This is a genomic window from Microbispora sp. H10836 (assembly GCF_012999525.1).
Lineage (GTDB): Bacteria > Actinomycetota > Actinomycetes > Streptosporangiales > Streptosporangiaceae > Microbispora.
Window position 1 is genome coordinate 46,860 of the sequence record NZ_JABBWU010000033.1, and the last position, 15,321, is coordinate 62,180.

Sequence of the window (15,321 nt, forward strand, 5' to 3'; positions counted from 1 at the left end):
ATGTCCTGGCTCGTGAAATGCCCGAGCCGAGGGGACCGACTCGCCGCACGCCGGCCAGGCGGTCGCCGTTCACGTGAGGCCCACCGTCTGCCGCTCGGGCTCGATGACCGCGACGACGCGCTCCTCGTCTCGCGAGTACGGCCGGCCGATGTACTTGACGGCCAGCTGGTCGACGATCGTCCAGGCGGCGTCGCCTTCGAGCCACTTGACGACGCGGCCGCGGACGACGACCGGCTGGAACGGGTCGCCGGGCGGGGTCAGGGAGAGCGCGACCCGCGGGTCGCGGCGCAGGTTGCGGGCTTTGCGCGAGTCCGGACCGGTGAGGAACACGATGTGGTCGCCGTACGTCCCGATCCAGACCGGGACGGTGTGGGGGGCGCCATCGGGCAGGACGCTGGCGAGGTGGGCGAGCGGGGTGCCGTCGAGCACGCGGCGCACAGCGGGGTCGAGCGTCATGGTCATCTCCTGGCGTGGGTTGTGGGCGGGCTTCTGGTGGTGATCGTCGGCGGGCGACGAGGTCATCGTTCGACCTCGTAACGAAGGTGGGTGACACCGGGCGCCGGGACGGCCTCGACGAGGCGGAGGCGCACATGCCCGGGGAGCGGCTGGAAGAAGGGCCGGCCGTGGCCGAGCAGGATCGGCACCTGATGGAGGATCACCTCGTCGACCAGACCCGCCTTCAGCGCCTCGGTCACGACGCCGCCGCCCATGAGGCCGACGTCCTTGCCGCCGGCCGCCGCACGGGCCGCCGCGATCGCGTCCTGGATGCCGGTGCTGACGAGGGTCTGCCGCTCGCTCATCTTCGGCATCGGCCGGTGGCTCAGGACGAACAGCCGGGCCGCCGGGTGGGGGCCGCCGCCGCCGAAGCCGTCGGAGTCCTCATAGGTGTTGCGTCCCGCCACGACGGCGCCCACCCGTGCGGCGAGAGCGTCGAAGACCCGGGCACTGGGCTCGCTCAGCCGGAACCCGTCGAACACCCGGCTGGGCGTGTCGCCGTCGAAGTACCAGTCGAAGAGCATCGTCCCGTCGCCGAGCCCGCGCCCGGCACGGGGGTCGCGACCGGTGATGTATCCGTCGACCGACACGGCATGAGCGCCGATGACCTTACTCATCTCGATGCACCCTCCTCCATTTGAGTTCCCTTAAGAGACTCCATGAACGTAGCACTCCAAAGTTCCCTAAGGGAACCCCAATTGGTAGACTGGATTCATGCAGCGCACGAACTTCGGCGAGATGGCGTGCTCGATCGCGCGCACGCTCGACGTCATCGGGGAGCCCTGGTCGCCGCTGATCCTGCGTGACGTGTGGGTCGGGCTCACCCGGTTCGAACAGATCCAGGCCGACCTCGGGATCTCACGCAAGGTGCTGACCGAGCGGCTGAACCACCTCGTCGGCCAGGGTGTGCTGGAACGCCGTCCCTACGACCAGCGGCCGCGGCACGAGTACCACCTGACGCAGAAGGGCACCGAACTCGTCGACCTGCTCATGGTCATGGCCGGCTGGGGTGACAGGTGGCTCGCGGGTGAGGCCGGTCCGCCGGTGCTCTACCGCCACCACGCGTGCGGTGAGATCAGCGGTGTCGACCTGCGCTGCGCCCACTGCGGCGAGCCTATGCACGCCGGCGACGTCGACCTGCTGCCCGGCCCCGGCGCAGCGGTATGACAGAGCGCAGCCGTGTGACAGAGGCGCAGCCGTATGACAGAGCGCAGCCGTATTACAGGGCGCAGCCGCGTGACGCGGACGGGCCCACGGCCGCCTGATGCGCGCGCCGGGCGGGCTTCGAGTTCGTCGGGGTGATCCGGGCCCGGGAGGCACTCCAGGGCGGCGGTGCGCGACCGGAGTCGTTCGGTGAGGGCGTTGTCGTGGGGCAAGCTGATGACGTGAGTGTCCATGTGCCTCCGGACGACGCCGGAATCCCACGGGCGCAGGCCGGCCCCAACCCACAGCACCTGCTGACGACCTTGCTCGGTGAGTACCTCGACTCCTCGGACGCCGGCCTTCCGTCGATGGCGGTGGTCGCGATGCTCAAGGAGTTCGGCATCAGCGAGTCCAGCGCGCGGGCCGCGTTGTCCCGGCTGACCAAGCGTGGCCTGATCGCCGTACGGGGATCTGGACGGCCACCCGTGTACCACCTCACGCCTCAGGCGATCGCCAGGCATCGGTCCCGGATGGATCATTTCCTGAGCTTCGGCGCACGCCCGCCGCGGTGGACCGGCGACTGGGTGACCGTCTCCTTCTCGATCCCCCAATCCGGTCAGGCACAGTCCGGCCAGGCCCCACGGCACGCGGTTCGCAAGGCTCTGGGGGCGCTGGGTTTCGCGCGGCTGTACGACAGCGTGTGGATCCGGCCCGGATCCGACTCCGGTCCGGTGACCCAGGCGCTGCACGACATCCTGGACGACGTCGACGGTGGTCGATGGTCGGTGATGCACACCCGGTTCGACGAGGAGGCCGGCCCGCACGGTCCGGCCGCCGCCTACGACCTGGCCGGCCTCGCCTCGGCCTACGAGGCCTTCATCGCGCGGTACGCGGACCTGCGGGTGGCCGTCCGCAATGGGCAGATCGACGCGACCCGGGCGCTGGTGGCGCGGACCTCCGTCATGGATTCCTGGCGGAAGTTCCCCGACATCGACCCGAACCTTCCCGAGCACCTCCTGCCGGCACCGTGGCCCCGCGAGGCCGCCAGGAATCTCATGCTGGAGATCCACTCCGCTCTCGGCTCGCTCGCCGAGGCGCGGCTCATCCAGGTCGCGACACCGTACTGGCCGGACGCCGCGTCCTGGATCACCCACTTCCAGGCATCGGAGAACTCCGTTCCGGCCCCGGGTGGCGGGGACGGCTGAAGAAACTTTCACGCACTCGAACGACTGCCCGGCCGCCGGGGCGCTTTCGCGACCGCCGCGGCGCGTCCGCTTCCGGCTGGCAGCCGCCCGCCGGGAGCCCACCGGAGCGTCAGGCCGGCCAGGCACTGTGACCTGCGCCGGAGCCGCCTGTGCCGGTCCGTTTTCCCGGCGCCGGGCAGGGGAGCGGTGGCACCGTCCCGAAGGCTGCCCGCCACGCCCGGACTCGAGTGCGTCAGGGGCGCGTCCGGTCCGCGCGGGCACCGCTCAACGTGCCGAACGCGGTCGGTTGACACTTTTGATGACCGCAGTGATATTAACTGCACGATTCTCTCATCGGCTCGTTTCGCCTGGCGCGGGCGCAACTCGCAGTCGATAGTCCGCCATATCGATCTCCAGATTCGGTCGGCGTCGATCGGCCTGGCCACGGTGGCAGTCATGTGCCGTTTCCGGGCTTCGTCGGCGTGCGCCGCGTATGCCACACCTGACACAGAGCGCCGTCGTGACACCTTCGGAGGGCGAGATGAGAAAACGCTCGATCATCAGCGCAGTACTGGCGGCCGCGGTCGCTCCACTCTGCGCCGGAATAGTGGCGCTCACGACGACGCCGGCCGCCGCGGCGGTCGGCGGTTCGGGCCCCTACCCGGCTGATTACGAGACCTCGACCGGCCTGCCCAACCACACCATCTACCGGCCCGGAAACCTCCCGTCCGAGAAACTCCCCATTTTCGTCTGGGGTAACGGAGGGTGCTCCGCCAACGGGTTGTCGCAGCAGAACTTCCTCCGCGAGATCGCCTCGCACGGGTTCCTGGCCATCGCCAGCGGCGGCCCGAACGGCTCCGGCTCGACGACGTCCCAGATGCTCACCCAGTCCATCGACTGGGCGGTCGCGGAGAACAGCCGCCAGGGCAGCAAGTACTTCGGCAAGCTCGACACGGGCAAGATCGCTGTAGGGGGCTTCTCCTGTGGCGGGCTGGAGGCCTACGCCGTCTCCAACGACTCGCGTATCACCACGACCACCATCTTCAGCAGCGGCTTGCTGAACGACTCCGACGACTACCAGCTCCGCCGGCTGACCAAGCCGATCGCCTACTTCATCGGCGGGCCGAGTGACATCGCCTATCCCAACGCCATCGACGACTGGGGCAAGTTGCCGGCGGGGCTGCCCGCGTTCATGGGCAATCTGAACGTCGGACACGGCGGCACCTACGACCAGACCAACGGCGGCGAGTTCGGCCGCGTGGCGGTGCTGTACCTCAAGTGGCGGCTGAAGGGCGACACGACGGCCGGCACCAATTTCGTCGGCCCCAACTGCGGCCTCTGCAACACCCAGTGGCAGGTCCAGCAGAAGAACCTCACGCTCGACGGCGGCACCCAGTCTCCGTCGCCGAGCCCGTCATCCGGCGGCAACCCGTCTCCGAGCCCGACCGCGACCCCGACCTCCGGCGGCGGCAGCGGGCCGATCAGGGGGGTGGCCTCCGGGCGGTGCCTGGACGTGCCGAACGCGAGCACCTCGGACGGCACCCAGGTGCAGCTGTGGGACTGCAACGGCCAGACCAACCAGATCTGGAGCTCCACCTCTGCCGGTGAGATCCGCGTGTACGGCAACAAGTGCCTGGACGCGGCCGGCAGCGGCAACGGCGCCAGGGTGCAGATCTACTCCTGCTGGGGCGGCGACAACCAGAAGTGGCGGGTGAACTCCGACGGCAGCATCCAGGGCGTCCAGTCCGGGCTCTGCCTGGACGCCACCGGAGCCGGCACCGGCAACGGCACCAAGATCCAGCTGTACTCCTGCCACGGCGGCACCAACCAGAAGTGGACCTGGAACAGGTAGCCCGCACCCGTGGCCCGCGGTGCGGAACACCCCGCCGCACCGCGGGCCACGACCCGGCCGCTCAGCGCGCCTCCGTCCAGCCGGTAGCCGACTTCCGCTGCGCCGAACGCCGCGAGGCCCCGGTGCCGTGCCCGACGGCACCGGGGCTTCGGCGTCAGCCGCCGAACAAATAACGCGCCGCCGAGCCGCCCGCGGCGCTGCCGACCGCTCCGCCCGCGGCGCCACCGGCGATCGAGCCGATAGGGGCGCAGATCACTGCGAGCGCAAAGCACCCCGCTCCGGCCTTGTACCCCGCCATGGATCCCAAATGGGCTCCCGCTCCCGCTACAAAGCCTCGGGTCAGCACCCGGGCCGTCTTGTCCTTCCCGGACAGATCGTCGCGGTTTCTGTCGGCTTTGAACTGCGCGTAGCCACCGTCGACCACCGAGACCGCGACGCTCGCGCGGCCCGCCCACTTCCCGAAGGTCGCGGCCTTCTCCCCGAACCTGCTGAGGCCACCCGCGCGCTTGGCCGCCTTCCACCTCAGATTGTGCTTGGGCTCCGCCCTGGGGACCAGCGCGAACGTCCTTCTCAGGGTCTCCACCTGCTGCTTGGTTAGCCCGAGCCCGGCCAGGAGCTTGTCCTCCAGCTTGACGCTGCCCAGCCCGAGCAGCTTGACCAGTTCGCCGAGCGTGGCGCTGCCCAACGAGGCGGCGAACAAGGGTTGGTTCACGTCCCGGAGGTCGCCCCAGAAGCTGGGAGGGGGCGGAGTGACGTAGGGCTGCAGCGCCGGGATGGGGGGCGTCATGCTCGTACGGGGGGGCGGGGCCGTCCTGTAGTGGGGGACGCTCGGCGACCAGCCACAGGCCCGGGGAACGAGATAGCACGGTGGCCCGGACGGCCCGATGACCTTGTAGCCGCGCTTGGTGGGAACGCGGACGACCCCATCGCCATTCGAGCACTCCATGTCCCCGTTGACCCGCCGGCACAGCTTGCCGTCGGGGTCGGAGTTGGTGACCGGGCTGCTGTTGGCGTAGGTGTAGCCGTTCATCTGCTGCGCGTCGGTCAGGTCCAGCACCGGGTCCACGGAGATGAACCTGCCGATGTCCGGGTCGTATTCGCGCACTCCGAGTTGCATGAGACCGGCGGGGTCCTTCGTGCCGCCGACGAAGCCCTTCTCCCCCGGCCAGACGGGCGGGGTGCTCCGCTCGGCGCCGAAGGGGGCCAGCCTGCGAGCCCGGCTCTGCTGGGTCTGGGCGTCGATCGCGATCTGGGCGGTGCCCTGGTGGTCCTCCGTCAGGTAGGTGACGCCGGTCGTGGTGCGGAGAGCAACGGTCCGGCCCGCGTGGGTGTAGTAGCGCGTGGCGGTCGTCGTCCCGGCGCTCAGGCGGACCTCGGTGCCCGGTAGGTAGAGGGTGGCCGCGGTCGCGTCCTTTCTGATCAGGCGGTTGCCGTCGGCGTCATAGACGAACTCGACCGCCGCGCCGCTCTCGGCGATGTTCGAGAGCTGGCCCTGGACGTCCCAGTCGAAGGTCTGGGTCGTACCGCCGGCGGTGCGCGTGATGGTGTTGCCGGTGTCGTCGTAGGCGTAGGTGTCGGTGCGGCTACCGCCCCCACCACTTTGGACGATCTTGGTCAGGCGGTTGCCCTGGCCCGCGGGGCTGTAGGTGTAGGTGCGCACGGTGTCGGGCTGCCCGGCGACGCCGTGACGCGTCTCGGAGACGCGGTTGCCCGCGGTGTCGTAGCCGAAGGTCTGCCAGTAGGGGGCGGGGCCACCGGCGACCGTGACGGGAGGAGCCGCGTCGCAGGTGGCCGTGGTCTGGGTCCATGCCTCGGTGAGCCGGCGCAACGGGTCATAGGAGAAGCACTGGGTGTCGGCTCCGTCCCGCGAGGCGTCGGCGATGGAGCGGATGTTCCCGGCGTCGTCATAGCGGTAGGTGGCGTCCCGATCGCTGCCGCTGACGTTCTCCCGCAGCGTACGGGTGGTCGCGGGCCGCTGGGTCGCCCACTCGTAGGTGAAGGTCTGCCAGGCGCGTTTGCCCGTGGTCGCGCCGAACTCGAGCATCATGAGCTTGCCGGTGGGCGTGTAGTCGGTGGCACCCACGTAGGTGCCGAGGTTGCCGGTCAGGCGGACAGGCCGCAGGAAGTCGTCGTAGGTGGAGACGAGGTTCTCCGCCGCCAGGCCGCCGGCCGCGGGCAGTCCCTGCCCTTGGACGGTGCCGTCCAGGTTGTAGGAGGTGGAGAAGACGTAGGTCCCCGCCAAGGCGCCCTGAGCCGAGGGGATCGTGACGGCGTTCACGTCGGCGCGCCCGAGCCGGTCGTAGTGGCGGATCTCGCTGGTGTAGTCCGCGCCCGCGTGGTGGCGGGTGGCGGTCGCCGGCTTGCCCTTGCCCAGGGGGACGGAGTCATAGGTGAACGAGGTGAGCCTGGTGCCGGTGGCCGAACCTTCGCGGGTGTCGGTCTTGCGGCCGAGCCCGTCGTAGGTGGTGACGGTCTTCTTGCCGCGGGCGTCCGTGACCGAGGTCTCCCTGTCGAGGTCGTCGTAGGTGTAGGAGGTCGGGCCCTTGTCGGGATCAACTGTCTTGATCTTGCGACCGCGCAGGTCGTAGGTGTTGGTCCAGGTGTTGCCCGAAGGGTCGGTCACCGAGGCCGGTTCGCCGGTCGGGGTGTAGGTGTAGCGGATGGCGTCGTACTGTCCGGCGGCCTTGTACTGGCGGCGCTCGATCACCTGACCGCGCGCATCGGTGATCTCCGCGGTGGGGGTGCCGCCCTGCGGCGGCGTGACGGAGGTACGGTTGCCGCCGCCGTAGCTGTACGTGGTGCGCCATTTCTCCTGTTCCGGCTGGGAGCCGTTGCCGGCCATCAGCCGTTCGAGGGTCTTGCGGCCCAGTCCGTCGTACTCGGTCCGCGTCTGGGACTCGATGTTGCCGGGGGTGAGCACGCCGAACAGCACCGGCTCGGGGGCTCCCGACGCGGGGTAGGCGTCGTGGGTCCTGACGACGAGGCCGCGGTCGTCGTAGATGGTGTCGGTGATCAGGCGGCCGGTGGGCCCCGGCGCCTGGGTCTGCCGGGTGCGGAGCCAGCCGTCGAGCAGTTCGATTCCGGCGATCCGCTGGCCACCGGTGGCGGTGAGCGTCTTGGTGGTGACCGCGACGATCTTGTCGTCGGTGACCCGGTAGTCGAACTCGTAGTTGGGGTAGGGGTTGCTGCCTTTGGAGCGGTTCGGCAGCCACACCTGGCGCAGCCGGCCGAGGCCGTCGTAGACGAGTTCGGTACGCAGCCCGTTGGCGTCGATCTCCGCGGTCTGCTGCCCCCAGGCGGGGTCGAGCTCCTGGACGGTGACCAGCGCCGTCGAGGCGTCGCCCGGCTTGGCGGGCGGGCTGGTGGTCGTCACCTTCGTGGTCAGGCCGCGCGCGTCGGTGTAGACGGTGGTGCTGGTCTGCCCGAGCGCGTTGGTCGCCTCGAGGGGACGGCCGTAGACGTCGTACGTCACCTGTTTCTCGGTGGCGTACGTGGCCTTCGTCCCGTCATGGGAGGCGATCTCCTCGACCTTGGTGGGATCGCCCCGGCTCGGCGCGGCCCCGAGAGCGCCGTTGTCGTAATACGTTCTGATGTCGGAGATGACGTCCTTGGCGCGGTCGACGGTTGCCGTGCAGGCGACCGCGACGGTCTCCACCCGCGCGGGCAGGGACACCAGGTGCGCGGCGACGTTGTCGGCATAGGTGGCACGGGTGCACCGGTCGTCGGCGGAGGTGGTGACGTCGCCGAGGTCGTTGACGCGGATCGCCCGCCCGATGCCGGGCCCGGATCCCTCGTGCTCGGTCTCGGTCCTGGTCTCGGTCCAGCCGCCTCCGTCCTTGACCGTCCACGTGCGCTCAGTGGCGGGGGCGGTCATCTCGGCCGTGGTGGTGCCCCACGATCGGGTGCGGGTCGCGGTAGTGACCCGCCAGGGGGTCCGGACGGTCTTGGCGTGAACCGTCCCTCCCCGCCCCGTGTACTCGACGGTCTTCAGCTCGAACCCCGACAGCGCGTCGTGGTCGGTGTACGTGCCGCCCTCGCCGTCCGACACCGTCACCGATTTGCTGCCGCCGCTCCTGCTCTTGCGGTCGCCGTCCATGCCGCGCAGGTAGAACGTGTCGGACTGGGCCGCCGTGCCGGTCAGCGTTCGGACCTGACCGTAGCCGCGCCATTGCGACCAGGTTTTGTGCTTCTCCCTGGTCAGGCCGTCATCGTCGTCGAAGTGCCAGGCCGCGCCGCCGAGGTAGTCGTAGCTGGTTCTCATGTCGGGCGCCAGGCCGGTGCGATCGATTCTGGTCACCGAGGTCACCACGTACTTGTGGAACCAGTCGGTGATCTCGTCCTCGTGGCCCGGCGGCTTCCAGATGACGGGGAAGCACCGCCTGGTGTTGGTCTCGGGGGTGGGCAGGTCGGACAGCGAGCAGTCGGCGCCCGAGTAGGCGATGTCGAGTTGCCCGCCGGACTCGTCGTAGATCGCGCCTAGGCGGTAGCGGATGTAGGCGAGGATGTCGTCGCCGGTCCGGTCGAGCCGGTTGGGCAGCTGCACATGGGTGAAGGAGACCTTCGGCAGCGTCACCGGCGTGCCGCCGACGTGCCCCGTGTGCTGGATCTGGGACAGCAGCAGGTCGCGCTCCACGTCGGCCAGACCCCAGGTGTGGCCGAGCGACCAGGAGTCCACGTCACGGTATCCGGTGCCGTCGGCCTTGATGACCTGGGTGGTCACCTTGGTCAGGCGTTTACGCGACCAGAAGGTGGGAGTGACCGCGCCGTGGGTGCCCTTACATTCCTGCCCGGCGTCACAGTGCAGGTCCCAGGGCACGTCCCACCAGTACTGCGGCTTGTCGCCGATCTTGTCGGGGTCGCAGGCGAACGACGCGTCGGGCAGGCACCGCTCGGACGTGGTGAACAGCACCCGAGCGGGAGCGGTGGCGAACAAGTCGTCCTTGCGCAGCCCGTAGGAGATCGACTTGAGGTAGCCACCGCGCGTGTACGGGGTCTCGTCGCCGGCCTTCAGGTCGCGGCCGTAGTGGTTGATCTCCTTGCCGTAGGTGTAGGTGATGGCGTTGCCGTCGGGGCCCACGACGTAGTCCAGGTTCCACCGATGGGCCTGCTGGCACCAGGAGGAGGAGAACCCGCTGGATTTGTGACATGGTTCGCCGGAGTCGTCACCGAACACCGGTGCCGTCCACGCCGAGTCGCTCTCCGGATCGCCGGACGCCCAGCCGGGCACGCGGTTGAGCCCGAAGTAATACTGGATGCCGTCGACCGTGGTGGCCTTCCAGTACTCTCCGTCGTCGTCCCCGTTGGTCGCGCCGGTGAGCTTCTCGAACACCGTGCCGTCGTCGAACTTGGTCCGCCAGGTGCCGTCAGCGGCCTTGATCAGCTCTCCGCCCCTGCCGTTCCACGTGACCGTCGCGTTGTCGTAGCCCCAGCACTGGTCGCCCGGGTAGTTGCCGAACTCGTCCTTCGCGGCACCGTCGTCCTCGCACGACTTGTAGCGGCGCTCGATGTAGCCGGGCCACAGGTCGAATCCCTCGCCGACCCAGGACGGCTGTGCGTTGGTGTTGCCCGTCCGCCCGTCCACGCTGCCGGAGGAGTATGTGATGGCCAGCTCGGGCTGTAACTCGCCGGGTACAGGCGGCACCCGCATCGGGTAGGACCAGGTGAACTCGCCGGAGTTGCCGCCCATCTCCCAGGTGGCCGAGGCCGACAACGACGTCGCGCTGTAGTCGCCCTGGGAGCCCGACTCGCCCGCGGCGGCCACCAGCAGCGTGCCGCCGGGCTCGGCGTCCACCTCTGTGGTCAGCGTGCCCGCCGCCGCGTCGTTGCGTGCGTGCAGCGGCGCCGCCTTGGCGCACTGCGGCAGTCCCGGGCTGGTCAGCGCGCACGACGGCAGCCGCCACAGGCGCAGCCGGGAGCCGTATGAGCCGCCGTAGGCCTGTGCGAACCTCCCGTAGTCCAGGCGGACGCCGACCCGGCCGGTGGTCTTCGCGTCGCTGGAGGCCACGGTGAAGGCGATCCCGTCGGCTCCCGCGCGGCGCCCGGCCGTACGGTCCAGTAGCCGCACGCGTACCCGTCCCGCTTGGGTCCCGGCGCCGGCGGCGGGCAGCAGCGAGATCGGCAGGGTCCCGGCCCGGGCGGCACCCCGCCCGGGCACGTCGGCTTCCGCGACGTCGGCCGCCGGCCAGTCGATCAGCGCGGGCGGCGGCGGCGCGCCGACGGGCTCGGATCGACGCGGCCTGGCCGGGAGATCACGGCCTGCGACCGTCCGTTCGGGCTGATCCACCTTTGGGCGGCCGGGTCCCGCGGCCGCGGCGGTCACGGGTGGTGACAGCGTCACCGTCAGCGTCACCGTCAGCGCGGCGGCCATCCCCGCGGCGACCGCCCGGGACAAGCGGCCGGGCCGCAGGGTCCGTCTCGGACGGCCGCTCCTGGCTTCACCGCGCCGTTGGGCCATGCTCGTCTTCATCCGGCACACCCCCGCGTGACAGCGCACGGGAGCGCGGGCTCGAGGTTCACCTTCATCACGACCTCCACAAGCAGGGGATTACCTACGGTCAGAGGCCGGAGGCGGTGTCGAGTTCGCCGCCGGTGGCCAGCACCTCGACCTGTTCCTTGGTGAGCGCGCCCTGGTAGGCCCACACGTCGTCGATGGCGTCCGGCCAGAACTCGCCGCCGAACCTGTTGCGGCCGACCTGCAGCCCGCCGCCGGTCGCGGTGAACCCGAACACCTGGTCCTCCTGGGAGACACCGAGTGAGGTCTCCTCAAGCTGGCCGTTGACATACAGGCTCATCCGATCGCGGAGCGCGTCATAGACGATGGCGAGGTGGTCCCAGTCCGACTCGGAGAACCCCGAGTGCTCGGCCTGGCGCAGCTCGGAGGCCGCGGTGGAGTCGGCGTTACGCATCTGGAACTGCCAGCCACCGGCGTCGGGGTCGGCCGGGTTCGGGACGTAGCGCAGGGCGAAGGCGTTGGCGTTCGCTCCTGCCTGCGAGAACACGGTCCTGGCGGTCTGCGGGCGGCCCATGTTGCGTATCCACCCCGCCACCGTGAAGCTCTCGCCGGTCTGCAGCGGCGGGGTGGCCGTCTCGGCGTAGGCCGTGGTGCCGTTCAGCAGCAGTCCCGCGCTGGAGATGTAGCGGAAGCCCGCGGCGCGGTCGATGACGGCGCCGCCCTGGAGCGTGAGGTTCTGGGCTCCCGCGGGCTCGCCCGCGCCGCCGGTGTTGAGCTTCCAGCGTCCCTTGACCACGGGGTGCTGGGTGACGAGTTCCTCGGCCTCGATCGGGCCCAGCGCCCGGTCGTAGACGCGGACGTCGTCGAGCACGCCGGGCAATTGGTCCACGTAGGCGCCCAGCCACTTGCTGCGGCCGATCTGCAGCCCGCCGCCGGCGTGCCACACCGCGTCGAGCTGGCCGCTGTCGGTGCCCTGGTCGCCGTTGACGTAGATGCGCAACTTTCGGGTGACGGCGTCGTAGACGCCGACCAGGTGCGTCCAGGAGTTCACGGCCGGTGTCGCTTTGGAGACCGCCTGGTACCAGCCGCTCTCGTCGGTGTCGGTCTTGGCTTTGGCGAACACCCACTTCTTGAGGCCGCCGTCGTACTTGAGGTAGAAGCCGCTCTTGCGCAGGCCGTCCTGGGAGAGCGCCGTGTAGTTCTTGTCCAGCGCGCTGGTCTCCAGGCGCACCCATGCGGACACCGAGAAGCTCTTGGTGGTGTCCACGACCGGGCCGGTGGTGGCGGCGTGGCCGGTGGAGCCGTCCAGCCGCAGCGCCGTGCCGTCCTGCCCGTCCTGCCCGAGCGTCGCGCCACCCTTCAGCGCGGCCTGGACGGCGGCGGCGGGACTGTAGACGCGGCCGGTCCCGGCCTCCTCGTCCAGCGGCCAGTACGCGGCCGGACCGGACGGGCTCGCGCCCGCCGCGAGCTGCTGAGCCTCCTGGTCCGACACCGCCCGCTGGTACAGCTTGATCTCGTCGATGCCGCCGGGCCACTGATTGACCTGGGCGTCGTTGTACTTGCTGCGGCCGATCTGCAGCGCGCCCGCGGCCTGCCACGCCCTCACCCCGCCGGCCGTGCCCGCGAGCTGCCCGCCCACGTAGAGGCGCAGCTCACCGGCGGGCTGGTCGTAGACGCCGGTGAGGTGCGTCCACGTGTTCAGCGGAAGGCCGCCGCTCGCCATCGCGGAATACCAGACGCCGCCACCGTCCCCGGCGGTGTCGGTGCTGGGCATCTTGAACTCCGGTTGCCCGGACGGGTTGATGCCGAGCTGGAATCCACTTTGGTGGGTTCCGTCCTGGGCCAGCGCGTTGACCATCCCGAAAGCCGCCGGTTTGACCCATGCGGAGACGGTGAAGCTTTCCTGCGTGCGCAGCACCGGCAGGTTCGTCTCGGCGTAGCCGCCCGCGCCGTCGAGGGTGAGCGCGGTGCCCGCCTGGCCCGCACCGCCCAGCGTGGCCCCGCCGCGCACGTAGGCCGCCGTGCCCGGGCCGGTGCCCGTCACGGTCGTCGCGCCCGCGGCCTCGTCCAGCGTGAACCGGGCCGCGGCGTCCGCGCCCGCCCTGGCCCAGAACTCGTAGGTGGTCGGGGCGCTGTTCTGGTTGGCCTGGGTGAACGCCTGGACGGTCAGCAGGTTGGGGCCCGAGCGGCTGGGCGCCACCGCGACCTGACGCGCCGCGCCGCTGGTCGTGGTCACCGTGCTCAGCGCGGTGCCGTTGAGCTTCAGCTCGTAGCGGGCCGCGGCCTTGGCCGGGTCGCTGATGGTGAAGATGCCGGCGTCGCCGACGCCGCCGTGCCAGCTCTGGTCACCTGGGTACTCGGCCGACGACACCGATGGCGCGGCGGGCACCGACGGGTCGTAGTAGAAGTAGCAGCCGGTCTGCGCGCCGTCGTAGCTCCACGGGCCCCACTGGACGCCGTCCCAGGCCCGTACCCCCCAGCCGATGCGCTTCTTCTGCGGGATGGACGCGGGAAGCTTGATCTGGTGCCTGCTGCCCGTGGTCAGCGCCGGTGTCAGGGCCGAGGTCCACTTGGCGCCCCAGTCCGAGCCGTCGGCCTTGTCGGCCCAGTGCAGCGTGAACTGGCCCTGGACCTTCTTGGCGTCCTCGGAATCGGGGTCGGAGAGGTAGGCGTACAGGATGGACAGGTCGTTGACCCACTGGGCCTCACTGGAGGCCACGCACTTGGTTCCGGGGCTGGCGAACATCGAGCCGGTGCTCGGCTGGTTCGGCGGCCGGTTGTACTGGATGCGCAGGTAGGCGTCATCGGCGAAGCGCTTCCACCACGTCATCGCACTCTCGCTGTAGGCCTTCAACCCGAAGGTGATGGTCGAGTACCCCTTGTTCACCGCGCTCTGCACGCTGGCGCGGAGCTTGGACCCGCCGAACTCGACCGGCGCCCGCGAGCAGTAGGCCACGTCGCGCGAGGCCAGATGCTCAAGCCAGGCGTCGCTGGTGTTGTTCCAGGTCGCCCCCGAGGTCAGCGTGCCGGCCCGCCACAACTGCACCGAGGTGGCGTTGTCGCAGTCGTAAGCCGCGGTCTCGTAGGCCACGAACTCGGCCGACTCGATGTACTTGCCCTTGATGGAGGGCAGCTTCATCCGGTAGAAGAGCCGCTTGGTCTGGTTCTTCACACACCGGCCGTCCTTGGCGACCTCACAGCGGCCCATGCCCTCGGTGGCGTTGCCGTTGAACTTCGGGTAGTTCTCGCTGGGATAGCCCGAGGAGACCATCCCCCAGTAGTAGGCCGCGCTGGTCTGCCACACCGGGTCGACGTAGACGGGGAAGGTGGTGGCCGGTGAGGTCAGCAGCCCTTGGTCCGGGATCAGCGCCAGTTGCCGCCCTCCGAGGCCGACCTGCACCTTGGCGGTGCGGGAACCCTCGGCGGGGCCCTTGCTGAGGTCCCGCTCGCGCGCGGTGGTCAGCGCGCCCGCGGCGGGCGAGGAGTCCCACATGACCGGGGACGGCGCCTCGAACACGGCCTCGCCGGTGCCGGCGTCCTTGGCCCGCAGCACGCCGGTGGCGTCCCGGTCCAGCGACAGCCGGGCGGAGTCCAGGCCGAAGGCCAGCCGGGCCAGCCGCGGATCCCTGGCCGCCGCGGCGGTCTTGATCACCAGGGTGTGCGCGAAGCCGTCCGGCAGCGCTCGTACGCGCAGGTCGACGTCGTTGCCGAGCACGCCCTGGTAGACGGCGGTGTCGCCGTCCAGCACCGGTTCGGGCAGCGGGCCCGGCCATGACAGCGCCAGCTCCCGGCCCGCCCGCGACATCCGTACCAGCGGCTCCTGTCCGCCGCCTGACAGCCGCAGGCCGACGGTGGTCGCGGCAGGGACGAGGCCGGAGCCGTTCCGCCGCAGCGTGGTGTCGATGCCGACCCATTGCCCGTCCCGGCGTGTACGCACCGGCCGCAGATGCTCGGTCACCTCGAACGAGCCGTTGGGCAGGGCGTTCACCGTGCGGTGCTCACCCCGCTGCGACAGCACCTCCACGGGTCGTCCCGACGAACGTGCCAGCGCCGAGGCGTCGGCCTCGGTCGCCGGAGTGCCGAGGGACGGCTGCGCGGGCGAGTCGGGGTTGGCGGCCGCCGCCTCCGGCCCGGCGGCGTACAGGCAGGTCAGCACGGCGAGCACCGCCGTACCCTGTGCCAACGCGCACCTTAAT

7 protein-coding genes are annotated in these 15,321 nt (G+C 70.3%); 3 read left to right on the forward strand and 4 right to left on the reverse strand.

The genetic code is table 11. The annotated features are described in order from the left end of the window. Positions 1–69: 69 nt before the first annotated feature. Positions 70–522 carry a PPOX class F420-dependent oxidoreductase gene (locus HHX30_RS37900; RefSeq protein WP_211593336.1) on the reverse strand — a complete coding sequence of 151 codons (453 nt, stop codon included), beginning with the start codon at positions 520–522 and terminating at the stop codon, positions 70–72. Then, positions 519–1,112: a dihydrofolate reductase family protein gene (locus HHX30_RS37905; protein ID WP_169988772.1), complete on the reverse strand. Its 594-nt coding sequence runs from the start codon at positions 1,110–1,112 to the stop codon at positions 519–521. The genes HHX30_RS37900 and HHX30_RS37905 overlap by 4 nt, the downstream gene beginning before the upstream one ends. Before the next feature lie 97 nt (positions 1,113–1,209). On the opposite strand from HHX30_RS37905, the gene HHX30_RS37910 reads away from it, so the two are divergent. The 3 genes from HHX30_RS37910 to HHX30_RS42295 all read left to right on the forward strand — a co-directional run bounded on the left by HHX30_RS37910 (position 1,210) and on the right by HHX30_RS42295 (position 4,674). Continuing rightward, positions 1,210–1,662, forward strand: coding sequence for a helix-turn-helix domain-containing protein (locus HHX30_RS37910; RefSeq protein WP_169988773.1), 453 nt, complete (start codon positions 1,210–1,212; stop codon positions 1,660–1,662). A gap of 218 nt (positions 1,663–1,880) precedes the next feature. Continuing rightward, positions 1,881–2,843, forward strand: a complete 963-nt coding sequence (locus HHX30_RS37915) for a PaaX family transcriptional regulator C-terminal domain-containing protein (protein WP_169988774.1) — start codon at positions 1,881–1,883, stop codon at positions 2,841–2,843. 520 nt (positions 2,844–3,363) lie between these two features. After that, complete coding sequence (locus tag HHX30_RS42295; RefSeq protein ID WP_249350887.1) at positions 3,364–4,674, forward strand: RICIN domain-containing protein; 1,311 nt, start codon at positions 3,364–3,366, stop codon at positions 4,672–4,674. A 154-nt stretch (positions 4,675–4,828) separates the two neighbouring features. Here HHX30_RS42295 and HHX30_RS37930 read toward each other — a convergent pair whose 3' ends face one another. Together HHX30_RS37930 and HHX30_RS37935 are read right to left on the reverse strand one after the other, a co-directional pair. Continuing rightward, positions 4,829–11,140: an RHS repeat domain-containing protein gene (locus HHX30_RS37930; protein ID WP_169988775.1), complete on the reverse strand. Its 6,312-nt coding sequence runs from the start codon at positions 11,138–11,140 to the stop codon at positions 4,829–4,831. A gap of 88 nt (positions 11,141–11,228) precedes the next feature. Then, positions 11,229–15,308: a LamG-like jellyroll fold domain-containing protein gene (locus HHX30_RS37935; protein ID WP_169988776.1), complete on the reverse strand. Its 4,080-nt coding sequence runs from the start codon at positions 15,306–15,308 to the stop codon at positions 11,229–11,231. Positions 15,309–15,321 lie beyond the last annotated feature (13 nt).

Excerpts from the sequence above, each read along its gene's own strand:
- HHX30_RS37900 (WP_211593336.1), bottom strand. The coding sequence starts at position 522 with ATGACCTCGTCGCCCGCCGACGATCACCACCAGAAGCCCGCCCACAAC.
- HHX30_RS37905 (WP_169988772.1), bottom strand. The coding sequence starts at position 1,112 with ATGAGTAAGGTCATCGGCGCTCATGCCGTGTCGGTCGACGGATACATC.
- HHX30_RS37910 (WP_169988773.1), top strand. The coding sequence starts at position 1,210 with ATGCAGCGCACGAACTTCGGCGAGATGGCGTGCTCGATCGCGCGCACG.
- HHX30_RS42295 (WP_249350887.1), top strand. The coding sequence starts at position 3,364 with ATGAGAAAACGCTCGATCATCAGCGCAGTACTGGCGGCCGCGGTCGCT.
- HHX30_RS37930 (WP_169988775.1), bottom strand. The coding sequence starts at position 11,140 with ATGAAGACGAGCATGGCCCAACGGCGCGGTGAAGCCAGGAGCGGCCGT.